Genomic DNA, 25,920 nt, shown 5'->3' with positions numbered 1-25,920 from the left:
AAATACTCCAAGTACGGGAAGTTAAATCAATAATTAAGCTGACATGTTCATAAGTAGGTAAGCTTGGTAGGCCACGAATGTCACTATTAACACACCGCCTTCAATACGATTCACACTACGTGATTTACCTAGCGCCATGACGACAAGCAGTAGCGATACACCTAGCATTACCCAGAAATCACGACCCATCGCAAACTCGCTCAAGACTGAAGGGTTGAGGATGCCAGGGATACCCATAACAGCAAGGATGTTGAATACGTTCGAGCCAATGATATTACCCACGGCCATATCATCCTCACCCTTCATTACGCCAGCAAGTGATGCTGCTAGCTCAGGCAGACTTGTACCAACGGCAATAATGGTTAAACCAATCACAAGGTCGCTCATGCCAAAGAACTTCGCGATAACAACCGCGTTATCAACCAACATGTTGGCAGCTAGAGGCAGAATAATCAGACCAATCACCACCCACATTGCGGCTTTGGGGTTACTTACGCCTTCTGGGATCTCTGATTCTTGTTCATCAAGGAAAGCATCGCCGTTCTTTTTCTCGCTGCGGCTGATTTGCAACATAGCAAACAAAAACGCGGCAAAAAGAACAAATAACAACACGCCTTCATAGAAGCCTAAGTGGTTATCCCATAATAGGGCGCCCGCTAGTAGAGTGACACCGATCATTAATGGGAGTTCACGACGAATCACGCCTGAGCTAATAGATAATGGCTTAATCAGCGCTGTAATACCTAAAATTAGGGCGATGTTGGCGATGTTTGAACCTAAAACGTTACCAACGGCTGTATCTGTTTTGCCATCAAGCGCGGCTGTTGCAGAAACCATCATTTCAGGAGCCGAAGACCCCATTGCTAAGATCGTCATACCGATAACTAGTGGTGAAATACCGAAGTTTCGAGCAAGAGCAGCGGCACCGTAAACCAGCTTATCTGCACTCCACACCAAAAAACCTAGACCGATAATAAGAAACGCAATCGCTTCAAGCATGATGATTCCTAAAAATTAATAAAAAACGGAGAATTAACCGCTAATTTTGACTTGTTGCTAGTTAAAAGGGAAGTCACTCGACAAATTAATTACCAGTTAGTAGTAAAGAAATAGAATCGAATGGATAATTTCTCAATGCTTTCAAATCCCTGCCATACTTTTCTGTTTAATATGAATTAATCGAACAGTGCTTTTAATTCTAAAGTAGACTCATTATTATTGCAGCCATAAATGGCGTTTTTTAAAGCAAGGAAACAACAAAAATATGTTGAACACTGAGCTTGTGAAAGTTAAGAACCTCAGCTTTTCACGCGGTGATCGCGTTATCTTCGATGATATAAGTTTAGAGGTACCTCAAGGCAAGATAACCGCAATCATGGGGCCGTCAGGGATCGGTAAAACGACCTTGCTGCGCCTGATTGGCGGGCAATTGCCGCCAGATAGCGGTGAAATTTGGTTTGATGGGGACAATATCCCCGCATTATCACGTCGAAAGCTGTATCAAGCACGAAAAAAAATGAGCATGCTTTTCCAGTCGGGTGCACTTTTTACGGATCTCAATGTCTTTGATAATGTGGCGTTTCCATTACGTGAGCACACTGAACTGAATGAAAAATTCATTCGTACCATCGTATTACTAAAGCTTGAGGCAGTAGGGTTACGAGGGGCGGCACAGTTAATGCCGAGTGAATTGTCTGGTGGTATGGCGAGAAGAGCGGCGTTGGCACGTGCGATTGCCTTGGATCCAGAACTCATCATGTACGATGAACCGTTTGTTGGCCAAGACCCAATCACCATGGGTGTTTTGGTTGAGCTTATTCGTAACCTCAATCAAGCGTTGGGCTTAACCTCGATTGTTGTTTCTCACGATGTTCCAGAAGTAATGAGTATTGCTGATTGGGTTTATCTCATGGCTGATAGCAAAATCATTGCTGCGGGAACGCCTGAAGAGTTGCACAACAACGACGATCCGAGAGTGCAGCAATTCTTGCAAGGTGAAGCTGATGGCCCGGTGCCGTTTAGATTCCCAGCACAAAGTCTAGAAAAGGATTTGTTTTAATATGATTGCTAAAAGTATTGCGGGTGTCGGTAAACGCACACTTGCGATTTGCGAGTCATTTGGTCGAGCAAGCCTGATGTTATTCGGGGCTTTGTTTGGCATCCCGCGACTAAAAAACTTCCCTTTATTAGTAAAACAACTTTATAGCGTTGGCGTTCAGTCATTGGCTATTATTTTAGTTTCGGGTCTGTTCATTGGCATGGTACTTAGCCTGCAGGGTTATGTTGTGTTAATTGACTACGGTGCTGAGGGCAACCTTGGTCAAATGGTCGCGCTCTCATTACTACGTGAGCTTGGCCCTGTAGTGACAGCACTTCTGTTCGCAGGTCGTGCAGGTTCGGCTTTAACGGCTGAGATTGGCCTAATGAAGGCTACGGAGCAGATCTCAAGCCTTGAGATGATGGCCGTTGATCCTCTTAAACGCATTATTGCACCACGACTTTGGGCTGGGCTTATCTCAATGCCGTTGCTTGCTATGATCTTTATGGCGGTAGGTATTTGGGGCGGTCAGTTAGTGGGTGTTGATTGGAAAGGCATTGACCACGGTAGTTTCTGGTCTGCGATGCAGTCTTCTGTTGAGCTAGGCCGAGATATTGGTAACAGCATGATCAAGTGTATGGTCTTCGCTATCACCGTTACTTGGATCGCTCTTTTCAATGGTTATGATGCGGTACCGACCTCTGAAGGTATCAGTCAGGCAACCACACGCACAGTAGTGCACTCTTCTCTAGCGGTATTAGGGCTAGATTTTGTTCTTACCGCATTGATGTTTGGGAATTAATCATGCAACAAACTCGAAAATTAGAATTATGGGTCGGCACCTTTGTTATTGCCGGAATTTGCGCAATCTTAATCATGATCTTTCAAGTCGCTGACGTAAAAGGTATAGGTTCGAACCATACTTACAACCTAAAAGCGACCTTTGACAACATTGGTAGCCTAAAGGTTCGCTCTCCTGTGAAAGTGGGCGGCGTGGTTGTTGGCCGAGTTCAAAGCATTGAACTTGATACCGAGAGCTACCTTCCAGTGGTTCAATTGTCTATTGATTCGAAGTACTCACAATTTCCAGATACCTCTAGCGCTCAAATTTTAACGTCTGGATTAATTGGTGAGCAGTATATTAGTTTGGTTCCAGGCTTCATTTTTGATGATGAAGAGATGCTGGTGGATGGTGATTCAATTGAAGACACCAAGTCAGCATTAGTACTAGAAGATTTGATTGGCCAAGTGTTGTATAGCGTTGGTGGTTCTAATGACAGCGGAGTTAAGGAATAAGATGATGTTGAAAACTATTAGTCATTTAAAAGCTATCGATTACTTGAAATCAATGTTTATGGCAGCAATGGCATTGCTTATTTCTACTCAAGCATTTGCTGCAGAATCGATTGATCGTACTCAGCCTTACCAGATGATGACTCAAGTTGCGGAAGTGGCATTTGAGCGTTTGAAAAATGAACAAGACAACATCCGCCAAGACCCAGAGTTATTGAAGGTCATCGTGGAAGAAGAGTTGATGCCTTATGTGAATGCGCAATATGCAGCACTTAAGTTACTTGGGCCAAATTTGAAAGGCGCGGATAGAAAAGACGTGCGTGTATTTATTGACTCATTCCGTAAATACCTGGTTTCTTCTTACGCTCAAGTACTGACTCAATATACCGACCAGACAATTGAGTTTGGTCCTGAACCAAAAATCAAAGCGGATAGCCGAATTACCAGTATCAAGGTAGACATCATCGATTCGCCGCGACCAAACATCAAACTTGAATTTAAGCTTCGCAAAGACAAAAAGTCGGGCGAGTGGAAGGCATTTGATATGGTTGCCGAAGGGATTAGCCTGTTATCGAGCAAGCAGTCAGAGTGGAATACTAAGATTCGTCAGGAAGGTATCTTACAAGTTGCCGACGAACTAGAGAAACTGGCCGCACAACCGATTCGTTTTGAGAGTAACAAATAATGAGCCATTCTCAATGGCAAGCACTAAGCTCTAAAGAGTATCAGCTGCTCGGTGATATTGACCGAGACAGTGTCCCTGCAATCTGGCGTATATTGGAAAAGTGGCAAACAACGGAATCGAGCGTTGAAATTGACCTTAGCCATATAAATCGAGTTGATTCCGCAGGAATGGTGATGCTAATTCACTTATTAGAGCATGCAAAAAATCAAAACTGTCATATAATGCTCAGTTTCGTGCCAGAACAATTACGAACGTTGTTCCAATTGAGCAATATCCAGCCAATGATGGCAGAACACATAAAAAATTAGGCAGGAGCTATTTGTGGACAGCACAAAAGTACAAGAATTATTAGCAGAGGCACTGAACCTTCAAGAGATTTTCGTGAAGGGTGAAGGCAGTCATTACGAAGTTGTTGCAGTTGATCCATGTTTTGACGGCATGAATCGAGTTAAGAAGCAGCAACTAATCTACGGCCCACTAATGGAATACATTCAATGCAATGACATCCATGCTCTTTCTATTAAGGCTTTCACGCCAGAAGAGTGGGAACGTGATAAGAAACTGATGTCACTTTAAGGTTTATGATGGAAAAGTTTCGAGTTATTGGATCAGACAAGCCGCTAAGCGGTGAAGTGACGATCTCAGGCGCAAAAAATGCAGCGCTACCTATCTTATTTGCTTCAATTCTTGCTGAAGAGCCAGTGGAAGTGAGTAATGTTCCTCACTTACGTGACATCGATACTACGATGGAACTACTAAAGCGTCTCGGCGCAAAAGTATCACGTAACGGTAGTGTTCATGTTGACGGCAGCGAAATTAATGAATTTTGTGCGCCTTACGATTTAGTAAAAACAATGCGTGCTTCTATCTGGGCTTTAGGTCCACTGGTGGCTCGTTTTGGTGAAGGCCAAGTATCACTTCCTGGTGGTTGTGCGATTGGTGCTCGTCCAGTTGATCTGCATATCCATGGCCTAGAGCAGCTAGGTGCAACGATTACGTTGGAAGATGGTTATGTTAAAGCAAGCGTTGATGGCCGTCTGAAAGGCGCGCACATCGTGATGGATAAAGTAAGCGTTGGCGCTACGATTACTATCATGTGTGCAGCAACACTTGCGGAAGGTACAACAGTATTAGACAACTCTGCGCGTGAGCCTGAGATTGTTGATACCGCAGACTTCCTAAACAAGCTGGGTGCTAAGATTTCTGGCGCTGGTACAGATACGATTACTATCGAAGGTGTTGAACGCCTTGGTGGTGGTCAACACTCTGTGGTTGCAGACCGTATTGAAACGGGCACGTTCCTTGTTGCTGCGGCAGTGTCTGGCGGTAAAGTTGTTTGTCGTAACACTAACGCTCATCTTCTTGAAGCTGCATTGGCGAAGCTTGAAGAAGCGGGTGCGAAGGTTGAAACGGGCGAAGACTGGATCAGCCTTGATATGACAGGTCGTGAGCTGAAAGCGGTGAAAATCGTAACAGCACCTCACCCTGGCTTCCCAACCGACATGCAAGCTCAGTTTACTCTGCTTAACATGATGGCGAAGGGCAGTGGTGTTATCACTGAGACTATCTTTGAAAACCGCTTCATGCATATTCCTGAATTACAGAGAATGGGTGCAAAAGCGGAAATCGAAGGTAACACGGCTATCTGTGGTGAAACGGAAAAATTGAGCGGCGCTCAAGTAATGGCAACGGATCTTCGTGCATCTGCGAGCCTTGTTATTGCTGGCTGTATCGCTCAAGGTGAAACCATCGTTGACCGTATTTATCACATCGATCGTGGCTACGATAAGATTGAAGATAAACTGTCAGCCCTAGGCGCAAACATTACACGATTTCGTGAGTCTAGCTAACTTAGGTTAGTGAGTTCATGAATCAGTAAGATGAAAACACAAAAGTCGGAACCTTGGTTTCGGCTTTTTTATAGTTGTATTTACCGCAAGTGAATCTATTGCCAGTGTTTGTGCGAATAGATGAATCCGCTTAGCGGTTGGTGAGGAACAAAATGATAGCAATATTACGTATTTTCGCAGTGGCGATATTTGCGATTCTTATGTTTGTATTTGGGTGTGGTTACTGTTTACTGAGCCCACGTAACCCGAAACACGTGTTTACCTTCGGTCGTTACTTCGGCCGTATGTCAAAAATTTTCGGCATGAAGTTAGAACTTCGTATCCCAGAAGATGCTTACTCTCGTGGCCAACATGTGTATGTGGCGAACCACCAGAACAGCTGGGATCTATTCACGATTTCATCAGCGGTAACGCCTAAAGTTGTGACGGTTGGTAAGAAGAGCCTAGTGTGGATGCCGCTGTTTGGTCAGCTTTACTGGCTGACGGGTAACATTCTTATTGACCGTGCTAACCGCAGCAAAGCAGTAGGTACTATCGATCAGGTAGTGACTAGCCTAAAAGAGAGCGACGTTTCAGTATGGATGTTCCCTGAAGGGACGCGTTCTCGTGGCCGTGGTTTGTTGCCATTCAAAACGGGTGCTTTCCACGCTGCAATTGGCGCTGGCTTACCAATTATCCCTATCGTGTGTAGCTCAACGGGTGGCGTGAAGCTAAACCGTTGGAACAATGGTCATGTGATTGTTGAGATGCTGCCACCAATCAGCACTGAAGGTTTTGATAAGTCTAACGTTCGTGAACTGGCTAACTTAGCTCGTGAGCAAATGGCTGCGAAACTTGAAGAATTAGACAAAGAAGTGGTTGAGCTCAACAAGAAGTAATTGAGCAAAACGCTGAACAATAAAAAAGGTTGCCAAATGGGCAACCTTTTTTGTATCTGATAAACACTCAGCTTTATGCTCAGACGTTCATTGTAGATTTAGAAAGACTATTTACGAACTGCAATAGCTTCGATCTCGATACCTACATCTTTTGGCAGACGAGCTACTTCAACACATGAACGTGCAGGGTAGTTAGCAACGCCGTGCTCATCAAAGAATTTGCCGTAAACTTCGTTTACTGTGCCGAAGTCGTTTAGGTCTTTAACGAATACAGTTAGTTTTACGATGTCTTTTACAGTCAGGCCTGAAGCTTCAACAACCGCTTGAACGTTGTCTAGAGATTGGCGAGCTTGCACTGCGATATCCGCAGATACTTCACCAGTTGCTGGGTTTACTGGGATTTGACCAGAAGTCAGTACCATGTTGCCAAGGTCAACACCTTGTACGTATGGGCCGATTGCAGCTGGAGCCGATTCTGTGTGAAGTACTTTAGTCATTGGTTTATTCCATCAGTTATTAGATAAAAATCGTTTTTCAGTGTGCCTTCAAACTTAGGCTAGGTAAAGCGCAAAATACCCCGCATAGGCGAGGTATTTGATAGTTTTTACATTCGGTCTGCTTTGCCGTATGACGTTATCTTTCTGTCACGATCTCGCGAGAGAAGACTTTTTCGCAATACTTACACTTCAATCGAATATCTTCTTTCTTTTCAAAGATCTTAAAGCTGCTTTCAACCGGTTCATTGTGAGTAATACAGTTGGTATTTGGACACTCGAACACATCGTTGATTTGCTCAGGAAGCTCTAATGGTAGCTTCTTAACCACTTCGTAATCTTCGATTTGGTTCACTGTTGCGTGAGGCGCGTAAAGAGCCAGCTTGCTAGCTTGCTCTTCGGTGACAAATACATTCTCAATCTTGAGTAAGTCTTTGCCACCTAGAGCAGAAGATGGCAGGTTTAGGCCAATCGTTACTCGCTGATTTGAGTTATGCATGTCGAACAGTTTGAGTACCTTGATCCCGATGTTGGCTGGGATATGGTCGATAACCGTTCCGTTCTTGATTGCTTCAACTTTTAATTGAGTCTCTTTAGACATGATATCTCTCCTCTACAGCGTTTCGTTAAGAACAAGGGCTAGCAGTGCTTCACGTGCGTAAACACCGTTCTCTGCTTGCTGGAAGTAGTAAGCGTAAGGTGTTTTATCGACATCGACAGTAATTTCATCAACACGAGGAAGAGGGTGAAGAACCTTTAGGTTATCACGTGCATTTTCCAGCATCGGAGCAGTCAGGATGTACGCTGATTTGATGTGCGCGTATTCCGATTCATCGAAGCGCTCTTTTTGAACTCGAGTCATGTACAAGACATCAAGCTCTGGAATGACATCTTCCATGTCTGTCAGCAGTTGATACTTGATACCCGCTTCATCAAGTTCTTCGCAAATGTAGTCTGGCATCGCCAGTGCTTCAGGTGCCACGAAGTAGAAACAGATGTTATCGAACTTCGCTAGCGCTTGAGTCAGCGAGTGAACTGTACGGCCATACTTAAGGTCACCAACGAATGCAACGTTAAGGTTGTCTAAACGGCCTTGAGTTTCGGCAATAGAGAATAGGTCTAATAGCGTTTGTGTTGGGTGTTGGTTTGCGCCGTCGCCCGCGTTAATAACCGGTACACCGTTAGAAAACTCAGAAGCCAGACGCGCAGCACCTTCTTGAGGATGACGCATTACGTAAGCATCAACGTATGAAGAGATAACCTGTACCGAGTCCGCTAGCGTTTCGCCTTTCTTCGCCAGTGACGTGTTACCACCACTGTCGAAACCAATCACATCACCACCAATGCGTTGAATAGCCGTTTCAAAAGAGAGACGAGTTCGCGTTGAAGGTTCGAAGAAGCAGCTGGCAACAACTTTGTTCTTGATGAGTTCTGGGTTTGGTTCAGCCTTTAGCTGACCTGCCGTTTGAACAATTAATTCTAGCTCTTCACGAGAAAGCTCTGGAATTGAGATGATGTGCTTTTGATAGAGCGAATTCGCCATGATCTTCTTCCCCACAATAATGTATTGGCCATAAAAAAGCCCCCCATAATGGGAGGCTTTAAAAAAGTGCTGAAAAGCAGAATAGACGGCCTGGCAAGCATGCTAGCTTGCGAGCAATATTTGGTGTTTTCACAATTTTATTATGTGTTTTCACAATATCATTATGTTTTATCACAACATTGCTTGGCGTCATTTTCACTACTCTCAGACAAATTGCCGAGAATTATACGCTTTCAATTTGTGAGCGCAAGCGATTACATCAAGCTTTTGTTTACTTTCAGTATTCGCTATTGGCCCAGAGTCGCAACCATTACCGCTTTGATGGTATGCATGCGATTCTCTGCTTCATCAAATACAATTGAGTAATCCGATTCAAAGACTTCGTCAGTGACTTCTAAGCCGTTCATTCCATATTTGTCTGCAACTTGCTGGCCGATCACGGTTTCATTGTTGTGGAAAGCGGGCAGGCAATGCATGAATTTCACTTGAGGGTTACCTGTGAGCTTAATGACATCCATATTCACTTGGTAAGGTGTCATTACAGCAACACGTTCGTCCCAAGCTTCTGGCGCTTCACCCATAGAAACCCAAACATCGGTATAAAGGAAATCACAGCCTTTCACACCTTCGGCAACGTCTTCTGTCAGCGTGATTTTTGCACCTGTATTTTGCGCGATAGCTTGGCACTCTTCGACAAGGTGCTCTTCTGGCCAAAATGCTTTTGGCGCGACAAGGCGAATATCCATGCCCATTTTCGCGGCACCCACTAACAGAGAGTTACCCATGTTATTACGTGCATCACCAAGGTAAGCAAAGCTGATTTGGTGCAGATGTTTACCACGACCATGCTCAAGCATAGTGAGGAAATCAGCCAAGATCTGAGTAGGGTGGAACTCATCGGTTAAGCCATTCCAAACCGGTACACCAGCATAAGCGCCTAGGTCTTCGACAATGCTTTGGCCAAACCCTCGGTATTCAATGCCATCGTACATGCGACCTAATACACGCGCCGTATCTTTCATTGATTCTTTCTGACCAATCTGAGAACCAGAAGGGCCTAAATAAGAGACTTGAGCACCTTGATCAAAAGCAGCTACCTCAAAAGCACATCGAGTTCGAGTGGATGCTTTTTCAAAGATCAAAGCGATGTTTTTACCGTTAAGCTTTTTCTGCTCTGTACCTGCATACTTAGCTTTTTTAAGGTCGGCAGACAGGTCGAGTAAAAACTGAATCTCTTTAGGAGTAAAGTCGAGAAGTTTTAGAAAGTTACGATTGCGAAGATTAAAGGCCATCTCTCGCTCCTTGCGTATATAGAATCAATGAAGAACTCAGTTAAACATAAAAATGCTATATTTGTGAATATTTATTTTATTGATTTGATAAAAAAGGCCAGTACAATGGTACTGGCCTAGATAAGTTAGTGTGTTCGCTTTATTGAGTTTTGTGGCTTAGATACCGTCTCTTTCGATAGGACAACTCATACAGCGAGCGCCACCTCGGCCACGACCTAGCTCATTGCCCGGAATCGTCAGAACTTCGATACCTGCTTTATCGTATTTCTCATTGGTGTAAACATTACGCTCATAACCGATAACCGTACCCGGTTTCACCGTCAGTACGTTGTTAGCGTCATTCCACTGTTCACGTTCAGCTTCGTAGTTATCACCACCAGTAGTGATGATCTTCAGTTGATCGAGGTCCAGTGCACCTTCAATCGCTGTTAGGTAGTTTTCAGCTTTCTCTACTCGCATTTCGCCATTTTCTTTTGGCGTTAAGCGCCAAGTATCTAGGTCTTTGCGAACGATCTCTGGATAGACTGAGAATGTGTCGATATCCATGTGCGTCATTACTGTATCAAGGTGCATACAAGAGCGGTGCTTCGGTAAATCAATCGCAATCACTTCTTTAGCTTGACCAGATTTGAATAAACTAGCGGCTAGGTTTTCAACACCTTGTGGCTTAGTACGCTCTGAAATACCGATAAGCACGGCACCTTTACCGATAACCAGAACATCTCCACCTTCAATATTCGCATTGTCATAGTGAAGATCTTCATCACCGAAGTGCTTAATGAAATCTTGGCCTGCGAATACAGGGTGCCAGCGGTAAATTGCTCGCAAGTGATTCGTTTCTCGTTGACGGGCAGGCATCATCATCGGGTTAAGAGAGACACCTCCATAAACCCAACAAGAAGTATCGCGGGTAAATAGATGGTTGGGTAGCGGCTCAATAACGAAATCAAGCGGGCGGTGCATCTTCGGTAGCATTGAAGAAGATTTAATAGGAAGTTCAGAGTAGGCTAAACCACCAAGTAGGATCGTGGCTAAGTGCTCGTTGTCCATTTGAGCAAGGTATTCTCTTAAATCTCGTGCGAATGTAGGGCCGTAACGGAAATCTGAGATTTGAGTAGTCAGTAGCCACTCACGAGCTTGAGCCACAGCGAGTGTCTCAACCAGTAGGTCATGCAGTAATAACACTTCAACGTCTTGGTTACGAAGTGTTGTCGCAAAGGCATCGTGTTCTTCACCTGCGGCTTCTACTGCAAGTACATCATCAAAGAGTAACTCATGACAGTTAGAAGGGGTGAGGTGGGTGAGTGCCCTTTCAGGTCGATTTAGGAGAACTCGTCTTAATTGACCGACTTCGGAGCCAACGTACAGCTTACTCATTTTGCATCCTTACTATTAATCCAGCGTCTATTTATGACAAGCTTGTTCGTAATATGCAAGTTTTGAAAATTGTGTAAAGGTTGTGTTATTTCTCAATTATTGGTTTTTAATGCTAATTAATTAAAAATTAGTGATATTAAAATCCAATTGAAAAACTCAATGCTAGAACAAACTTTTTGCGGTTCTATGCTCAAATTTCAGTAACTCGATAATCCATTTTGCTTGGTGAACATGATTTTTCATTCAAAATTTATGCAATTATCCATTCTAAAATGAGATCTTATGCACCAATGAAGTGATCGTCAGTATGCATTTGATATGACTAACCACTCAGTTTTAGAGAAGTAAGGCGAAAAGTAACAATAAAAATGAAATGCTAAAACACACGTTAGTTAATAATATGTTGAAAATTTGTTTCTGTGATTTTGATTTCACTTTTTAATTGATATCCCCTCTGTTATCTAGCGATAAACTTACTCTTCTATACCTGATCTAGGTGGCTTTTCTAGGCGATCCATGCCATATTTCGTGGCAATCAAATTTGATCTTTTCATAGTCAACACTCTGGAGCAGACACATGTCTCACGAAGATGAATATCTATCAGTAGCGGAATTAATTGAATTTCAAAAGGAAGAGACTCGCGACATCATTACAGCGTTAATTGAAGATGGTAGCGATCCTGAAGCTCTATACGATATCGAGCATCACCTATTTGCTGAAGATTTCGCAGTACTTGAGAAAGCGGTTGTTGAAGCGTTCAAAATGGGCTTTGAAGTGCTTGAAGCTGAAGAGACAGAAGACGAAGATGGCAACAAGCTACTTTGTTGTGATGCAACGATGCAGTGTACTCTGAACGCAGAAGCGATTGATGAGCAAGTTGAAAAGCTTGTAAATCTTGCCGAGAAGTTTGACATTATCTACGACGGTTGGGGCACTTACTACGAAGGTGAAGATGCTATCTACCCTGACGAAGATGATGAAGACGAAGAGTAATCTCTCCCAGTTTTAAAGAATGCCAGCCTTGAGCTGGCATTTTTTTGTCCTCAGAAAAATAAATGTCTTTATATGCATTCATTCATTATAATGCGGTCAAAATTGATCTAGCTCAAGGAATGCTATGCGATTACCTCTCGATGGTCTTTGGCAAATATCGCCACTAACGGATCTCTCTATTCCACAAGATGACATTACCTTTCCGGCTCCGTTAAGTTCAAAGCTTCCTGATAGCTTGAGTGAAAGTGAAATCGCAGAGCAAGAGTGGCACCTGATGCATGACATCGAAGTGGATGATGCGATGCTGGCGTGCCCGTTTGTTGAGTTAGTAATGGCAGGTGTTGATTACTTTGCGGAAGTGCGGCTCAATGGCGTTGCCGTGTTTGATTGTGATGGTAGCCAAGTCGAATATCGTAAAGATATTCGACCTTACATGCAGTCTGGTCGCAACCGTTTTGAGATCCTTTTCCTTGAAGAAGAGGAGAGCTTATTGCTTGAAGAGGATATGGATGAGTCAGTCTCGTCACCGGCTGTCGCTAAATCGGATTCTCGTATCGGAATCTGGCAAGCGCCATATCTGCAGTTCGTTCGTCACGTCAAGCTTGAGCAAGTTGTGACAGAGCAGATCTGGCATTACGGTGGTGGTTGTGAGTTCAAAGTGGATGTTATCTATCAAACGCTAAAGCCGGGGCTAATATCGGCATCAATCAAGTTTAATGGTATGACATTGGTGATGCCGATAGATGTGCGAGCAGAACATACGGGTGTTGTTTTCCAGGTTGAGGCGCCGATCATTTTTGATATTGAGAATCCTAACCCTAAACATTTATATCAGTTAGAAGTGGTACTTGATGGGCAGGAAGAGAGCTCTTTTGTCGCCTTGAATCCAGCTTCTTGCGTCAGTAATTTTTTGCGTAGTTAGCGGTTATTTAATTAGCCCGTTACGTAAGGAATCAATTCGCTCACTTGCTTACCATCTGATGAACTGCCGACGCTAACCCTATTTCAAAAACACATTATAGCGTTTTGGCCATGACAACCTCACAAGCGTCATGGCCTGTTTCTCCCCAAGCTGAATCAAGGTGTTCAAACTCCAGTTTTTCATAGAGTTTTACAGCAGCACCCAAGCATTCCGTTGTTTCCAAGTACATGTGCTGGTAACCAAGCTGCTTAGCCAGTTTTAGGCTTTGAGCAACGATGCGCTTTGCTAAACCTTGCCCTCGGGTTTGTGGTAGGAAGTACATTTTCTGTAGCTCACACACATCTGGTCGGCCTGCTAATGGCGCAAAACCACCGCCACCTACCACTTCACCTTGATATTCGATCACCCAGTACATTGCGTTCTCTTTGTTATAGACAGAGTACATGTCATCAAGGGTAGGGTCGGCTACACCATAACCTTTATCTTCGGTGAGCCCATGTTCCGCTGAAACTTTACGAATCACCTCGGCTAACTGCGGGTTATCTGATTGAGTGAGTGGGCGAAGTATGAACTCGTCAGCTTGGCAGACATTCGCTAACCCTTTTAAGTACGTTTCCAGTCCAACTTTCAGCTGTTGTTGCTCATCCTCATTGAGAGTCAGCAGCATGTCTTCGAAAAAGGTGTTTTGTTGCACGTCTAATTGACTCAACATGTTTTGCCCAAGAGACGTCAGTGTCACCCATTGGCTGCGTTTGTCTTTTGGATTTTCAATAGTCTCTACCAACTCAAGTTTGCTGAGGCCAGCCACCGTTCGACTGGCATTAGATTTATCGACATTGAGCTGTTGTGCTAATTGATTGATGGTTAAAGGTTGGAGTTGGATCTCTCCTAATGCGTGAGCTTGAACAGGAGTGAGCGTGACCTCACCACATTGTTTATCAAACATACCCAGTAAACGCACGGCTTGGCGGGAGTATTGTCTGAGTTTTCGAGCATCCATAATTTTCACCTTCAAATAAAGTTGTGTACCACAACTAATTTAATTGCGGTGCGCAACTTTGTCAATGGTAAATTCTCTTAATTAAGCATGTTGGTGCAAACAAAACTGTGGTTGTGCTGCTTGGTTTTCTGCTTTTCGTAACCACACCTTCTCATGAAAGTAATAAGCCACGGTATTCAACGCGGGCTCTAACGTTGCCATCACACCACCAACAAAGGCATCACCAGTCAATAAGTAGACAACGGTAAAGGCAACACTAAAGTGGATGGTAGCAAAGCTTGCTGTTTTTAATTTGGTCATCCACTGACGAGCTTTAAGAGCAGGAACTTGAGCCCACGCCTTTTCATGAAAATAGAAGGCAACAGTATTCACAGAAGGCTCAATCATAGCGATTAAGCTACCAATTAAGATGTCGCCTGTTAGTACATAAGCGACACTAAATGCGATAGTAAAATGTAATGCAGCAAAGGTTAGTGTCTTTTTCATGATAATTACTCAGTCGTTGTGTTGTTTTGATAGGCTTATTATTGAGAATCATTATCATTAAGTATAATGGGAAGTAGAGATTAATTTGATAGATGAAACCTATCAATAAGTGAGGCTAGAGTGAGAAGCATTGGAATTTTGGAGTTAGAGGTATAAAAAAAGGCTGGTCACCAAGACCAACCTTTCTATTTAGAGCGAGAAGTTTGAAGCCTTCTCGTTCACTCGGTTTTAAAGCGCAGCGATTGTCGCTTTTTGCTCTTCAAGCTTAACAAGAGTTTCCTTGTAGCCTTCAAGCTTTTCACGCTCTTTCGCGATAACTGCTTCTGGTGCTTTAGCAACGAAACCTTCGTTACCTAGCTTACCTTCGATACGCTTAATCTCGCCGTGAGTCTTAGCGACTTCTTTATCTAGACGAGCAAGCTCAGCATCTTTGTCGATAAGACCTGCCATTGGGATCATCAGCTCAGATTTGCCAACCAGTTTAGTTGCACAAGCAGGAGTCTCTTCACCATAAGCTAGAACTTTAATATCGTCTAGCTTAGCTAGAGAAGTCAGAACGATCTTGTTTGCTTCGATACGAGCTGCATCTTTCTCATCAGCAACCTTGATCATTACTTCCAAGCCTTGGCTTGGTGCAATGTCGTATTCCGCACGTAGGTTACGGATAGCAGTGATGAAAGTCTTAACCCATTCGATGTCTTCAACGATCTCTGCATTGAAGTTATCTTCGTTAAACTGAGGAAGCGCTTGAGTCATGATTGTCTCACCTTCAACGCCATCTACTAGCGGCTTAACGCTCTGCCAGATAGATTCCGTGATGTAAGGAAGAACAGGGTGAGCAAGACGCAGAGTCTTCTCAAGAACCGTAATAAGCGTGTAACGAGTTGCTTGTTGTTGAGCTTCAGTACCCTTCCAAAGAACAGGTTTCGTTAGCTCTAAGTACCAGTCACAGAATTGGTTCCAGATGAACTCGTAAAGCGTGTTTGCTGCCATGTCTAAACGGTAGTTGTCTAGGTGAGCATTAAACTCTTTCGCTGCAACTTCAAACTGAGATTCAATCCACTTGTCTGCTAGAGAGAATTCCATGTTTGCACGGTCTGGAGCAGACAGTGACATGCCACAATCGTGCTCTTCTGTATTCATCAGTACGTAACGGCTTGCGTTCCATAGCTTGTTACAGAAGTTACGGTAACCTTCAAGACGCTTCATGTCCCAGTTGATGTCACGGCCAGTTGAAGCCATAGCTGCAAGAGTGAAACGCAGTGCATCAGTACCGTACGGTTCGATACCATCTTCGAAAGTTTTACGCGTAGCTTTTTCGATCTTAGCAGCCAGTTTAGGTTGCATCATGTTGCCACAACGCTTTTCTACTAGCTCTTCAAGGCCGATGCCGTCAATCATATCGATTGGGTCAAGTACGTTACCTTTCGACTTAGACATCTTGTCGCCGTTCTCATCACGGATAAGGCCCGTCATGTAAACTGTTTTGAAAGGTACTTGAGCCTTGCCATCTTCGTCTTTCACGAAGTGCATGGTCATCATGATCATACGAGCAACCCAGAAGAAGATAATATCAAAACCAGATACTAGTACTTCTGATGGGTGGAATGTTTTCATTGCTTCAGTATCTTCAGGCCAGCCTTGTGTGCCGAACGTCCAAAGTGCAGAAGAGAACCAAGTATCAAGAACGTCGTTGTCTTGCTTAAGAACAATAACCGGTGAAAGGTTGTTCTTTTCACGAACTTCTTCTTCAGTGCGACCTACGTAAACTTTACCATCGTTGTCGTACCATGCTGGGATACGGTGGCCCCACCAAAGTTGACGAGAGATACACCAGTCTTGCACGTCACGCATCCACGCGAAGTACATGTTTTCATATTGCTTAGGTACGAATTGGATTTCACCATCTTCAACGGCTTTAACAGCAGGAGCAGCAAGAGGTGCTGTACGCACGTACCATTGGTCAGTCAGCATTGGTTCGATAACCACGCCACCACGGTCACCGTAAGGAACGGTTAGATCGTGATCTTTGATCTCTTCAAGTAGGCCTAGCTCTTCAAATTCAGCAACCGTTGCACGACGAGCAGCAAAGCGCTCCATACCTTGGTATTTAGCTGGAAGTTCTGTTGAGTACACATCGCTCTCTTCACCGTTAGTTGTGAAGATTTCAGCCGCATCACGGATATCACCGTTGAACGTTAGGATGTTGATCATTGGTAGGCTATGGCGCTTGCCCACTTCGTAATCGTTAAAGTCATGAGCTGGCGTGATTTTCACACAACCCGTGCCTTTATCCATGTCAGCGTGCTCATCACCTACGATAGGGATAAGACGATTTACGATAGGAAGCAGGATTTCTTTACCGATAAGATCTTTGTAGCGAGGATCTTCTGGGTTAACCGCAACGCCGGTATCACCAAGCATGGTTTCAGGACGCGTAGTCGCAACAACGATGTAGTCTTTGCCATCAGCCGTTTTAACACCGTTCGCTAGCGGGTAGCGGAAGTGCCACATGAAACCTTTTTTGTCTTTGTTTTCAACTTCAAGATCCGAGATTGCAGTGTGCAGTTTAGGATCCCAGTTTACTAGGCGTTTACCACGGTAGATTAGGTCTTCTTCGTATAGACGAACAAACACTTCTTGAGTCGCAGCCGATAGGCCGTCATCCATAGTGAATCGTTCACGACCCCAGTCTACAGATGCGCCAAGACGACGAAGTTGTTGAGTGATCGTGCCGCCTGATTCGCCTTTCCATTCCCAGATCTTGTCGATGAAAGCTTCACGGCCGTAGTCGTGTTTTGTTTTGCCTTCTTCAGCAGCGATCTTACGCTCAACAACCATTTGAGTTGCGATACCAGCGTGGTCAGTACCCACTTGCCAAAGCGTATTTTTGCCTTTCATACGTTGAGCACGGATAAGCGTATCCATGATCGTATCTTGGAACGCGTGACCCATGTGTAGGCTGCCAGTAACGTTCGGTGGCGGGATCATGATGCTGTAAGCTTCTTTTGATGTGTCACCGTGTGGCTTAAAGTAGCCTTTCTCTTCCCAAGTCTTATACAGAGCTTGTTCGATTGATGTTGGGTTGTATGTCTTTTCCATAGTGCTCTTAAACGGATACTGTGAATGGTTAATCGTGGTCAAACTTCATAAGTGAAGCTTCTTGAATCTAAATCCAAAGATAGCTTTAACTATGAGGTTTGACTATGGATGTTGAATCTCGATAGTTTGTAGCTGATATCCAGCCTGACGGTAAATTTTATACCTTTCTCGAGCGAGTTGCTTAGCTTTTTCTTCGCAAGGGACGAAGTCTATCACCTGAGCAAAGGCGTTCGCAAAGGTTGTATGATTATCGGCCAGATTTATTACCAATTGGCGGTTCCAATTAGGTTTGACACCTTGATGGCCTATTTCAATATTCGTTGAATATTTTGGGCCTTCGCCAACCAAGTTGTGCGCGATAAATTCAGTAGGCTCTACCTGCCAAAAAACTTCAGCGATACGCTCTGCATGATCTTTATCGTTACAGTTGAGATAAAGTTTAGCGCCTTGTTTTGCAAAGTGCTGAGCAAGAAACAGCACATAGTGAGCAAAACCATTTTCGCTGGCTTGCGGGCTGTCTGAAGGCACAATGTAAAATGTGGCAGTTTGCATACTTAACACTCGAAACTTGAACTTAAAATCGTGGATATCAATATTACTTGGTCTACAGACTCTAACAAATAGCAGTTATTAAAAAAGGGCCCGTAGGCCCTTTCATTATTTTGAAGATTGTTCTTCAGTCTCTTGGCCGCTGCGGTTCAATAAGAATTGGACTAGCATTGAGACAGGACGACCTGTCGAGCCTTTTGCTGCGCCTGACTTCCAAGCTGTACCAGCACTGTCGATGTGAGCCCAGTGGTATTTTTTGGTGAACTTAGACAGGAAACAACCAGCAGTAATTGTGCCGCCAGGACGACCACCGATGTTCGCCATATCAGCGAATGGGCTGTTTAGTTGCTCATGGTACTCGTCTGCCATAGGTAGACGCCATGCACGGTCACTTGCTTGCTCTGAAGCATTAACAAGTTCGTGAGAAAGTGGGTTGTGGTTTGATAGAACGCCACTGATGTGGTGACCTAAAGCAATAACACACGCGCCAGTTAGTGTTGCAACGTCGACAACACAATCAGGTTCAAAACGCTCAACGTAAGTTAGAGCATCACATAGAACTAAGCGACCTTCAGCATCAGTGTTTAGTACTTCAACCGTTTGGCCAGACATCGTTGTTAGAATGTCACCTGGGCGGTAAGCATTGCTGCCCGGCATGTTTTCACAGCCAGCAAGAATACCTACAACGTTGATTGGCAAGTTAAGTTTCGCCAATGCTTTCATTGTGCCGAATACAGACGCAGCACCACACATGTCGTACTTCATCTCATCCATGCCTTCACCTGGCTTAAGTGAGATACCGCCTGAATCGAAAGTAAGACCTTTACCGACTAGAACGATAGGTTTTGCATTTGGGTCAGCAGCGCCTTTGTATTCCATGATAGACATCATAGATTCGTTCTTAGAGCCACGGCCTACTGCTAAGTATGAAGTCATACCCAGCTTTTCCATCTCTTCTTCACCGATGATCTTAGTCTTTACTGTCTCATAATCGTCAGCTAAACGACGAGCTTGAGAAGCTAGGTAAGCCGGGTTTGCGATGTTTGGTGGCATGTTGCCAAGGTCTTTAGATGCTTTCACACCTGAAGCAATAGCAAGACCATGAGAGATCGCTTTTTCGCCAAGGCTTAGTTCGCGACGTGTTGGTACGTTGAATACCAATTTGCGCAATGGGCGACGAGTCTCTGGTTTATTGCTCTTAAATTGGTCGAATGTGTAAAGACCATCTTTAGTCGCTTCTACCGCTTGACGAACTTTCCAGTAAGTGTCGCGACCTTTAACGTGAAGCTCTGTAAGGAAACATACCGCTTCCATAGAACCTGTTTCGTTTAGTGTGCTGATAGTTTTTTGGATAATTTCTTTGTATTGACGCTCGCCTAGCTCACGTTCTTTACCACAGCCTACCAGTAGAACACGTTCTGAAAGTACACCAGGTACTTGATGCAGTAGCAGCATCTGGCCAGGTTTACCCTCTAGATCACCGCGACGAAGCAGTGAACTAATGTAGCCATCGCTAATTTTATCTAATTGCTCGGCTACTGGAGAAAGGCGGCGCGGTTCGAATACACCGACAACGATACATGCGCTGCGCTGTTTCTCTGGGCTGCCACTTTTTACACTGAACTCCATGCGTACTCCTACATCCTGAAGACAAATCGAACTAAATGTTAGATAATGGGTTCTTACTTGTTGGATCCTATAATGGAACTAACCTTAAAGAAGAACGCTAACACTTAGCTAAAAATTTAAAAAAATAAAAGGTTCAACGGGAAATTATAGTGATTCAATCAAAAAAACAAGTTTTGTATAGGTAATTTGAGCGTGATTATTGTTAGATATTTGATCCGCGAGACAATCAAGAGCCAATTTGCGATCTTTTTTGTTCTCTTTCTCGTGTTTCTCAGCCAAAAATTCATCAGTGTTTTAGCGGACGCCTCTGATGGTGATATCCCTGCGAGTCTTATATTGTCTATTGTTGGCCTAAATATGCCAGCGATGGGCTTATTGATGCTTCCACTCAGTATCTACATTGGTATTTTGCTTACTTTTGGCCGTCTTTACGCTGAAAGTGAAATAGTCGTAATGAACGCTACGGGTATTGGTAATAAATTCCTTATCCAATCTGCACTCTATTTGGCTTTGATTACCGCATCCGTTGCCGCTTTTAACTCATTTTGGTTATCTCCTTGGTCGCAAGACAAAGTTGAGCAAATGTATGAAGAAGTGGCTGCAGAGAACAGTGTTGATTTGCTGCCAAAAGGTAAATTTGAAGGTACGCCGGATGGTTCTTCTGTTGTTTTCATTGATGATATCGACGGTAATAAGTTAGAAAATGTGTTCGTTGCTCAAATGCGTCCACGTGATTCGGTATTGCCTAGTGTGATGTTCTCTAAGTCGGGTGATGTAAAAGAGCTCAGCGATGGTCGCCAAGTGATTGTAATGTACGATGGTACCCGTCATGAGGGGATTCCGACACGTCTCGATTATATGGTGACGCACTTTGAAGAGTACGAAGGCCTAATTGGCCAACGTGAAGTTAAGAAGAAAGGACGAGATTGGGAAGCCATTCCTACACTGGATCTGATTGGTAATCCAAACAACAGTGCGAAAGCAGAGCTGCAGTGGCGTATTTCTTTGGTACTTTGTATTCCATTGTTGACCATGCTTGTTGTGCCACTGTCAGCGGTAAACCCTCGACAGGGTCGTTTTGCCAAAATTGGCCCAGCAATACTGATCTATCTCACCTATTTCTTGGCAATCAGTGCAACTAAATCTTCAATTGAAGAAGGGAGTATTCCTGCGGTAATCGGCATGTGGCCAATTAATGCGTTATTGTTATTTGTTGCGATTGGTGCAAACTTTATGGATAGCGTGCCAGTAAGGCGTTTGAAAGAAAAATTCAAGAATAAAAGGTTAGCTTAAGCCGTGTTTAAGATTCTCGATTTATATATAGGCAGAACCATCATCGCAACGACGTCACTGGTATTGGTGACGTTTGTTGGTCTCTCAGGGATTATCAAGTACGTAGAGCAGCTGAGAAAGGTTGGTCGTGGTACCTATGACCTATTACAAGCGCTGTATTTCGTTCTATTGAGTATCCCTCGTGATATTGAAATGTTCTTTCCAATGGCCGCATTACTTGGTGCATTGATTGGGCTGGGTATGCTTGCTGCGAGCTCTGAGCTGGTGGTGATGCAGGCTGCGGGTTTCTCTAAGTTAGATATTGGCCTATCGGTACTCAAAACCGCAATTCCATTGATGATTGTCGTGACACTTCTTGGGCAATGGGGTGCGCCTCAAGCACAGAAGATGGCTCGTGACCTAAGAACCATATCAATTGCTGGTGGTAATATTATCTCTACCCAAAGTGGGGTATGGGCGCGTGATGCCAATGACTTTATATTCGTTGTTAAAATTGACGATGAAAAGCTATATGGTTTGAACATGTGGCGCTTTGATGAGAATAAGGCACTTAAGACGGCGATATACTCTGAAGAGGTCGATTACGTTGGAGACAACGTTTGGACAATGAACGATGTCGAGATCACGTCGTTCGAAAATGAGATTCAAATTACTAAAGAAAGCCTACCGACATACTCATGGAAGACATCACTCGCTCCAGATAAGCTTGCCATTGTAACGGTTAAGCCTGAAGAGCTGTCTTTAAGTGGCTTGTACGATTATGTTTCTTATCTTAAGGCGTCGGAGCAAGATGCATCACGCTATGAACTCGCTTTATGGAGAAAGATAACTCAGCCTATCTCGATAGCGGTCATGATGTTGATGGCATTGTCGTTTATCTTTGGCCCTCTACGTAGTGTGACTATGGGAGCTAGGATTCTTTCTGGTGTTATCGCTGGTTTTACTTTCTATATATCCAGTGAGTTTTTTGGTCCAGTGAGTTTGGTTTATCAAATTCCCCCCGCTTTTGGTGCGCTAGCCCCGAGTGTGGTATTCCTCGGAATAGCAGTTATGCTCTTGAGGCGGAAACTGTAAATAGAAAAAAGGAAGGCATAACGCCTTCCTTTTTTGATCTTGATTGTAGCGAGATTAATAGCGTTATCGTGCTTGTGGTAGCACGACTACTTCAGTCTTCGCCCAGATGTCGTGAAAGCCACGTTTTTCAGGATCGAATGGAACACATAGGTTCGCCAATCCAAAACCTGAAGTACCTAAGCGAATCAATGCCTGAGTTACTGTGATAGCTGAGCCATCTTTGTTTTGAACGCGCAGCTTCCAAGCTCTCATACCGAGAGTTTGACCAGCTCTAGTCCAGAAGAACACAAAGAAGTACACCCAAACTACGACTAAGTAGAAAGTGTATGCAGGGCTCCAGATAGGGTGGTTGGTTAAGAAGTCACTAACATCGGCATAACCGCTATGGTTAAAAATGCCGAGAGCCATGAGCGCGTGCAGTAGAGCGACAATGACGCCAGCAGCCAACATTTCAATAGCGATTACGATAAGGGCGTCGTAGAACAAGGCACCAAATCGGCGCATGACTCCTGCTGGTGGCATTGTGTTTGTTGATGTCATGGTGTTATTACTTCTTCAAAAATTTAGGCGTCAGAATATAGTCTAAGGCTTGGCGTGAAAAGAGACATGACGCACAGCTTGTGACTTAGTGGCGAAATTATCGGCAAACACACATGAATTCAAGTTTTTATACTTGCCACATCAGTTCGCATACGTATAATGCCAGACATCGAAAGGGCAATGCCCCAAGATAATGCCGGTATGGTGAAATTGGTATACACGACGGATTCAAAATCCGTTGCCTTCGGGCGTGGCGGTTCAAGTCCGCCTACCGGTACCATATTCAATATGACAAAGCCTCGACTCACGTCGGGGCTTTGTTGTATCTGGAGAGCAAAAAAACGTTGCCTTCGCTGTGACGGCAGGGGTGCCTGTCCAATCAGTCCGCCTGCCGGTACCAAACATAGAAAGGTCGTTTTTATCGCGACCTTTCGTCGTTTGTGAATTCCTAACCCAGGGTGCCGGCTTGGATGCAAGCCCAGTCAAGTCGCCTATCGGATCATATTTAATGACAAAGCCTCGACTCAAATCGGGGCTTTGTTGTATCTGGAGAGCAGAAAACGTTGCCTTCGCTGTGGCGGCAGGTATGCCTGTTCAATCAGTCAGATCTTGATGTTTCATTCCTAAATTTCATCATTTCTCTTCGTAATCTAATGTGCCAATGAATTAATTATCTTAAATCAGAATGTTACCTTTAATTCTCACATCTATTGTCTATGTTTAAGATAGGTCATAAAGGAGAGAGATATGCTGAAAGTAACCCCTTACTTATTTTTTGATGGTCGTTGTAATGAAGCATTGGACTTTTATCACAAGTGCTTTGGTGGTGTAGTTTTATCAAAACAACTATTTAGTGACGCACCACAGGTAATAGAGGGTGCTCAGCCTGATTGGGTTATGCACGCAGAGTTTGAAGCATTCGGTATGAAGCTTATGATGTCAGATGGCGTCAAAGCGAAAGAATTAGAAGGAAACAATCTTGCACTTTCCCTTGTTACTGAGGATACGACGACTCAAGAGCAAATCTTTGAAAAGTTAAAGCAAGGTGGTCGTATTATGACACCTTTAGCGGATACTTTTTGGGGAGCGCGGTTTGGTAAAGTGGAAGATAAATTTGGTATACGCTGGATGGTACATTGTGACTCTTTAAGTTGAAGCAGTGAAATTGGATAGTGAAATTGCTGCTTGGTTTTATTAGAATTATAGATAGAAATTATTGATCAATATTATATATAAAAATGGGCAGTATAAAGATAACCGTAGATCGCATTCAGCCCGGTCTGCACATACGACTCCCGGTAAAATGGAATGAACACCCATTTCTACTCAACAGTTTCAAAATCAAAGATGATGCTCAAGTACAAGTAATTCGACATCTTGGAATCAAGCACGTCTATATAAATCCAAATCAGAGCGATACATCTCCTCTACCAGTTAACCACGTGAATGAACAAGTCTTGGATGCTGATTTACAGGCAAGTCTTGAAACGGAAAGAATGTGGAAAGATAAGCATCAACGTATTGAAACTCTAAGTTCTTACCGCCGAAGAGTAAGCCATTGTGAGAAAGAGTTCGAACGTTCGCTTGCTCGAATGCGCTCTGTGATGACCAAGATCCGTAACAGGCCATTAGATGCAGTGGGAGAGGTTAAGGCTCTTGTTGATGATATTGTCGAAACGCTAGTGAGTGATGATAACATCACCTTGCACCTTATGAATGCTAAAGCGGATTTTGAAGATCTCTACTTTCATACATTGAATGTTTCGGTTGTTGCGCTGATGATAGGTAAAGCTAAAGGCTATAATACACAACAATTGAGAGACCTCTCTTTCGCGGCAATGTTCCATGATATAGGCAAGATCAAAATACCAGCTGCGATATTAAGAAAGCAGAGCGCTCTGACAATACCTGAAGAGAATTACTTAAAGCTTCATACTAAATATGGCGCGGATATTGTCTCGGCAATTGATGATTTTCCTGAAAGTGCTAAAAAGGTGATTGTTCAGCACCATGAGATGAATGATGGTTCTGGTTACCCTGAGGGCTTAAAAGAACATGAGATTGATGAGTTTGCCAAGATAGTCGCTGTGGCTAATGCATTTGATAACCTTTGCCATGGGAAAACGCAATCTCAACAAATGATCCCGTATTTGGCACTGTCCCACTTATATAAGAGCTGCAAGCATCTATATAGCCAAGATAACTTGGGGCTGTTAGTTAAGTTCATGGGAGTCTACCCACCAGGAACCGTAGTACAACTTTCAAATGATTCGATTGGGATTGTGATATCCGTTAACGCTAAACATATGCTTTATCCAAATGTACTTATCTATGATCCTAGCGTGCCAAGAACCCAAGCCCCAATCATTGATCTCTTTATTAAAGAGATCAAAATCGTTAATGCCGTTCATCCAAGTAAATTACCTGAACAAGTTCGAGAGTATCTAAACCCTAGAGCTCGGTTATCTTACTTTTTTGATAGTGGAGAGTAGTTATCCACAGGTTGTTGTGGGTAATTTGTTCGAAACTTGGGGTGAAAGTGGTATAAATAAGCCTTTGGTCGAAATGTCTTCTCTTAACTTCTTTTTTCAATAAAAAACGCATTTATTGCTTGCCAATATGAGCGGCATCTCTATAATGCCGCCTCACTGACACGGCAGACGCCACAAGGCCTCAGCGAAGAATGTTAGTAAGGCAACTAGCTTTAAGCGATGATTCGCTTCTACTTTTAGAAAGTAGAAATTAATTCCAAATAAGTGTTTGACACTGAGAATTAAATCGCTAGAATGGCCGCCTCTTCCGAAGTGATGCAAATCACAACGAAGAGAAGCTCTTTAACAATTTAAACCTATCAATCTGTGTGGGCACTCGTTGATGAATA

26 protein-coding genes and 1 tRNA gene are annotated in these 25,920 nt (G+C 43.7%); 15 read left to right on the top strand and 12 right to left on the bottom strand.

What is annotated here, in order from left to right; all coding sequences use genetic code 11:
* Window positions 1–33: 33 nt before the first annotated feature.
* On the bottom strand, window positions 34–999 hold the full coding sequence (locus tag OQJ75_RS17025) for a calcium/sodium antiporter (RefSeq protein WP_265974326.1): 966 nt from the start codon (window positions 997–999) through the stop codon (window positions 34–36).
* 265 nt (window positions 1,000–1,264) lie between these two features.
* Here OQJ75_RS17025 and mlaF point away from each other — a divergent pair, with 265 nt between their 5' ends.
* From mlaF to OQJ75_RS16985, 8 genes are all read left to right on the top strand, one after another.
* Complete coding sequence (mlaF, locus tag OQJ75_RS17020) at window positions 1,265–2,059, top strand: phospholipid ABC transporter ATP-binding protein MlaF (protein WP_265974325.1); 795 nt, start codon at window positions 1,265–1,267, stop codon at window positions 2,057–2,059.
* 1 nt (window position 2,060) lies between these two features.
* The gene (gene mlaE, locus OQJ75_RS17015; protein ID WP_239849239.1) at window positions 2,061–2,840 is read left to right on the top strand and encodes a lipid asymmetry maintenance ABC transporter permease subunit MlaE; all 780 of its coding nucleotides are present in this window, start codon (window positions 2,061–2,063) and stop codon (window positions 2,838–2,840) included.
* 2 nt (window positions 2,841–2,842) lie between these two features.
* Window positions 2,843–3,334 carry an outer membrane lipid asymmetry maintenance protein MlaD gene (mlaD, locus tag OQJ75_RS17010; protein ID WP_265974324.1) on the top strand — a complete coding sequence of 164 codons (492 nt, stop codon included), beginning with the start codon at window positions 2,843–2,845 and terminating at the stop codon, window positions 3,332–3,334.
* A gap of 52 nt (window positions 3,335–3,386) precedes the next feature.
* Window positions 3,387–4,016 carry an MlaC/ttg2D family ABC transporter substrate-binding protein gene (locus OQJ75_RS17005; RefSeq protein WP_265974361.1) on the top strand — a complete coding sequence of 210 codons (630 nt, stop codon included), beginning with the start codon at window positions 3,387–3,389 and terminating at the stop codon, window positions 4,014–4,016.
* Window positions 4,016–4,324, top strand: coding sequence for an STAS domain-containing protein (locus tag OQJ75_RS17000; protein WP_004735315.1), 309 nt, complete (start codon window positions 4,016–4,018; stop codon window positions 4,322–4,324). The genes OQJ75_RS17005 and OQJ75_RS17000 overlap by 1 nt, the downstream gene beginning before the upstream one ends.
* Window positions 4,325–4,337: 13 nt before the next feature.
* Window positions 4,338–4,592: a BolA family iron metabolism protein IbaG gene (ibaG, locus tag OQJ75_RS16995; protein ID WP_265974321.1), complete on the top strand. Its 255-nt coding sequence runs from the start codon at window positions 4,338–4,340 to the stop codon at window positions 4,590–4,592.
* A gap of 8 nt (window positions 4,593–4,600) precedes the next feature.
* Entirely contained in the window at window positions 4,601–5,866 is a 1,266-nt protein-coding gene (gene murA / locus OQJ75_RS16990) for a UDP-N-acetylglucosamine 1-carboxyvinyltransferase (RefSeq protein WP_086715546.1), read from the top strand.
* A 152-nt stretch (window positions 5,867–6,018) separates the two neighbouring features.
* Entirely contained in the window at window positions 6,019–6,744 is a 726-nt protein-coding gene (locus OQJ75_RS16985) for a 1-acylglycerol-3-phosphate O-acyltransferase (protein WP_050652139.1), read from the top strand.
* A 107-nt stretch (window positions 6,745–6,851) separates the two neighbouring features.
* Here the strand turns inward: OQJ75_RS16985 and OQJ75_RS16980 are convergent, their stop codons facing one another.
* From OQJ75_RS16980 to arcA, 5 genes are all read right to left on the bottom strand, one after another.
* A complete protein-coding gene (locus OQJ75_RS16980) occupies window positions 6,852–7,241 on the bottom strand; it encodes a RidA family protein (protein ID WP_009847729.1) in 390 nt (129 codons plus the stop codon).
* Between the two features lie 136 nt (window positions 7,242–7,377).
* Window positions 7,378–7,839 carry an aspartate carbamoyltransferase regulatory subunit gene (gene pyrI / locus OQJ75_RS16975; protein WP_265974318.1) on the bottom strand — a complete coding sequence of 154 codons (462 nt, stop codon included), beginning with the start codon at window positions 7,837–7,839 and terminating at the stop codon, window positions 7,378–7,380.
* A gap of 12 nt (window positions 7,840–7,851) precedes the next feature.
* Entirely contained in the window at window positions 7,852–8,781 is a 930-nt protein-coding gene (pyrB, locus tag OQJ75_RS16970; RefSeq protein WP_004735321.1) for an aspartate carbamoyltransferase, read from the bottom strand.
* A gap of 287 nt (window positions 8,782–9,068) precedes the next feature.
* Window positions 9,069–10,073, bottom strand: coding sequence for an ornithine carbamoyltransferase (locus OQJ75_RS16965; protein ID WP_265974317.1), 1,005 nt, complete (start codon window positions 10,071–10,073; stop codon window positions 9,069–9,071).
* 156 nt (window positions 10,074–10,229) lie between these two features.
* Entirely contained in the window at window positions 10,230–11,450 is a 1,221-nt protein-coding gene (gene arcA / locus OQJ75_RS16960; protein ID WP_004735323.1) for an arginine deiminase, read from the bottom strand.
* Window positions 11,451–12,027: 577 nt separating this feature from the next.
* On the opposite strand from arcA, the gene rraB reads away from it, so the two are divergent.
* Window positions 12,028–12,444, top strand: a complete 417-nt coding sequence (gene rraB / locus OQJ75_RS16955; RefSeq protein WP_248389086.1) for a ribonuclease E inhibitor RraB — start codon at window positions 12,028–12,030, stop codon at window positions 12,442–12,444.
* Window positions 12,445–12,568: 124 nt separating this feature from the next.
* Complete coding sequence (locus OQJ75_RS16950) at window positions 12,569–13,366, top strand: glycosyl hydrolase 2 galactose-binding domain-containing protein (RefSeq protein WP_265974316.1); 798 nt, start codon at window positions 12,569–12,571, stop codon at window positions 13,364–13,366.
* A gap of 94 nt (window positions 13,367–13,460) precedes the next feature.
* Here the strand turns inward: OQJ75_RS16950 and OQJ75_RS16945 are convergent, their stop codons facing one another.
* From OQJ75_RS16945 to pepA, 5 genes are all read right to left on the bottom strand, one after another.
* Window positions 13,461–14,366, bottom strand: coding sequence for a bifunctional helix-turn-helix transcriptional regulator/GNAT family N-acetyltransferase (locus OQJ75_RS16945; RefSeq protein WP_265974315.1), 906 nt, complete (start codon window positions 14,364–14,366; stop codon window positions 13,461–13,463).
* Window positions 14,367–14,447: 81 nt separating this feature from the next.
* Window positions 14,448–14,852, bottom strand: a complete 405-nt coding sequence (locus OQJ75_RS16940) for a DUF2061 domain-containing protein (RefSeq protein ID WP_260809901.1) — start codon at window positions 14,850–14,852, stop codon at window positions 14,448–14,450.
* 228 nt (window positions 14,853–15,080) lie between these two features.
* Window positions 15,081–17,954, bottom strand: a complete 2,874-nt coding sequence (locus OQJ75_RS16935) for a valine--tRNA ligase (RefSeq protein ID WP_265974314.1) — start codon at window positions 17,952–17,954, stop codon at window positions 15,081–15,083.
* Between the two features lie 102 nt (window positions 17,955–18,056).
* Window positions 18,057–18,506, bottom strand: coding sequence for a DNA polymerase III subunit chi (locus OQJ75_RS16930; RefSeq protein WP_265974313.1), 450 nt, complete (start codon window positions 18,504–18,506; stop codon window positions 18,057–18,059).
* Window positions 18,507–18,611: 105 nt separating this feature from the next.
* A complete protein-coding gene (gene pepA, locus OQJ75_RS16925; protein WP_004735335.1) occupies window positions 18,612–20,132 on the bottom strand; it encodes a leucyl aminopeptidase in 1,521 nt (506 codons plus the stop codon).
* 192 nt (window positions 20,133–20,324) lie between these two features.
* On the opposite strand from pepA, the gene lptF reads away from it, so the two are divergent.
* The gene (lptF, locus tag OQJ75_RS16920) at window positions 20,325–21,425 is read left to right on the top strand and encodes an LPS export ABC transporter permease LptF (protein WP_248372929.1); all 1,101 of its coding nucleotides are present in this window, start codon (window positions 20,325–20,327) and stop codon (window positions 21,423–21,425) included.
* A gap of 3 nt (window positions 21,426–21,428) precedes the next feature.
* On the top strand, window positions 21,429–22,499 hold the full coding sequence (gene lptG, locus OQJ75_RS16915) for an LPS export ABC transporter permease LptG (RefSeq protein WP_248389102.1): 1,071 nt from the start codon (window positions 21,429–21,431) through the stop codon (window positions 22,497–22,499).
* A gap of 63 nt (window positions 22,500–22,562) precedes the next feature.
* Here lptG and OQJ75_RS16910 read toward each other — a convergent pair whose 3' ends face one another.
* Window positions 22,563–23,039, bottom strand: coding sequence for an RDD family protein (locus OQJ75_RS16910; protein ID WP_248372927.1), 477 nt, complete (start codon window positions 23,037–23,039; stop codon window positions 22,563–22,565).
* 195 nt (window positions 23,040–23,234) lie between these two features.
* Between OQJ75_RS16910 and OQJ75_RS16905 the strand changes: the two genes are divergently transcribed.
* The 3 genes from OQJ75_RS16905 to OQJ75_RS16895 all read left to right on the top strand — a co-directional run bounded on the left by OQJ75_RS16905 (window position 23,235) and on the right by OQJ75_RS16895 (window position 25,531).
* Window positions 23,235–23,319, top strand: a tRNA-Leu gene (locus OQJ75_RS16905).
* 467 nt (window positions 23,320–23,786) lie between these two features.
* A complete protein-coding gene (locus OQJ75_RS16900) occupies window positions 23,787–24,194 on the top strand; it encodes a VOC family protein (protein ID WP_010441580.1) in 408 nt (135 codons plus the stop codon).
* Between the two features lie 83 nt (window positions 24,195–24,277).
* On the top strand, window positions 24,278–25,531 hold the full coding sequence (locus OQJ75_RS16895; protein WP_265974312.1) for an HD-GYP domain-containing protein: 1,254 nt from the start codon (window positions 24,278–24,280) through the stop codon (window positions 25,529–25,531).
* Window positions 25,532–25,920 lie beyond the last annotated feature (389 nt).

The organism is Vibrio sp. 14G-20, assembly GCF_026241515.1.
In the GTDB taxonomy this organism is placed as follows: Bacteria; Pseudomonadota; Gammaproteobacteria; order Enterobacterales; family Vibrionaceae; genus Vibrio.
This window is presented reverse-complemented; position numbering and strand designations above follow the sequence as displayed.

Bases quoted from the DNA above. Each gene is read 5' to 3' on its own strand.
- OQJ75_RS17025 (WP_265974326.1), bottom strand. From the start codon at position 999: ATGCTTGAAGCGATTGCGTTTCTTATTATCGGTCTAGGTTTTTTGGTG.
- mlaF (WP_265974325.1), top strand. From the start codon at position 1,265: ATGTTGAACACTGAGCTTGTGAAAGTTAAGAACCTCAGCTTTTCACGC.
- mlaE (WP_239849239.1), top strand. From the start codon at position 2,061: ATGATTGCTAAAAGTATTGCGGGTGTCGGTAAACGCACACTTGCGATT.
- mlaD (WP_265974324.1), top strand. From the start codon at position 2,843: ATGCAACAAACTCGAAAATTAGAATTATGGGTCGGCACCTTTGTTATT.
- OQJ75_RS17005 (WP_265974361.1), top strand. From the start codon at position 3,387: ATGTTTATGGCAGCAATGGCATTGCTTATTTCTACTCAAGCATTTGCT.
- OQJ75_RS17000 (WP_004735315.1), top strand. From the start codon at position 4,016: ATGAGCCATTCTCAATGGCAAGCACTAAGCTCTAAAGAGTATCAGCTG.
- murA (WP_086715546.1), top strand. From the start codon at position 4,601: ATGGAAAAGTTTCGAGTTATTGGATCAGACAAGCCGCTAAGCGGTGAA.
- OQJ75_RS16985 (WP_050652139.1), top strand. From the start codon at position 6,019: ATGATAGCAATATTACGTATTTTCGCAGTGGCGATATTTGCGATTCTT.
- OQJ75_RS16980 (WP_009847729.1), bottom strand. From the start codon at position 7,241: ATGACTAAAGTACTTCACACAGAATCGGCTCCAGCTGCAATCGGCCCA.
- pyrI (WP_265974318.1), bottom strand. From the start codon at position 7,839: ATGTCTAAAGAGACTCAATTAAAAGTTGAAGCAATCAAGAACGGAACG.
- pyrB (WP_004735321.1), bottom strand. From the start codon at position 8,781: ATGGCGAATTCGCTCTATCAAAAGCACATCATCTCAATTCCAGAGCTT.
- OQJ75_RS16965 (WP_265974317.1), bottom strand. From the start codon at position 10,073: ATGGCCTTTAATCTTCGCAATCGTAACTTTCTAAAACTTCTCGACTTT.
- arcA (WP_004735323.1), bottom strand. From the start codon at position 11,450: ATGAGTAAGCTGTACGTTGGCTCCGAAGTCGGTCAATTAAGACGAGTT.
- rraB (WP_248389086.1), top strand. From the start codon at position 12,028: ATGTCTCACGAAGATGAATATCTATCAGTAGCGGAATTAATTGAATTT.
- OQJ75_RS16950 (WP_265974316.1), top strand. From the start codon at position 12,569: ATGCGATTACCTCTCGATGGTCTTTGGCAAATATCGCCACTAACGGAT.
- OQJ75_RS16945 (WP_265974315.1), bottom strand. From the start codon at position 14,366: ATGGATGCTCGAAAACTCAGACAATACTCCCGCCAAGCCGTGCGTTTA.
- OQJ75_RS16940 (WP_260809901.1), bottom strand. From the start codon at position 14,852: ATGAAAAAGACACTAACCTTTGCTGCATTACATTTTACTATCGCATTT.
- OQJ75_RS16935 (WP_265974314.1), bottom strand. From the start codon at position 17,954: ATGGAAAAGACATACAACCCAACATCAATCGAACAAGCTCTGTATAAG.
- OQJ75_RS16930 (WP_265974313.1), bottom strand. From the start codon at position 18,506: ATGCAAACTGCCACATTTTACATTGTGCCTTCAGACAGCCCGCAAGCC.
- pepA (WP_004735335.1), bottom strand. From the start codon at position 20,132: ATGGAGTTCAGTGTAAAAAGTGGCAGCCCAGAGAAACAGCGCAGCGCA.
- OQJ75_RS16910 (WP_248372927.1), bottom strand. From the start codon at position 23,039: ATGACATCAACAAACACAATGCCACCAGCAGGAGTCATGCGCCGATTT.
- OQJ75_RS16900 (WP_010441580.1), top strand. From the start codon at position 23,787: ATGCTGAAAGTAACCCCTTACTTATTTTTTGATGGTCGTTGTAATGAA.
- OQJ75_RS16895 (WP_265974312.1), top strand. From the start codon at position 24,278: ATGGGCAGTATAAAGATAACCGTAGATCGCATTCAGCCCGGTCTGCAC.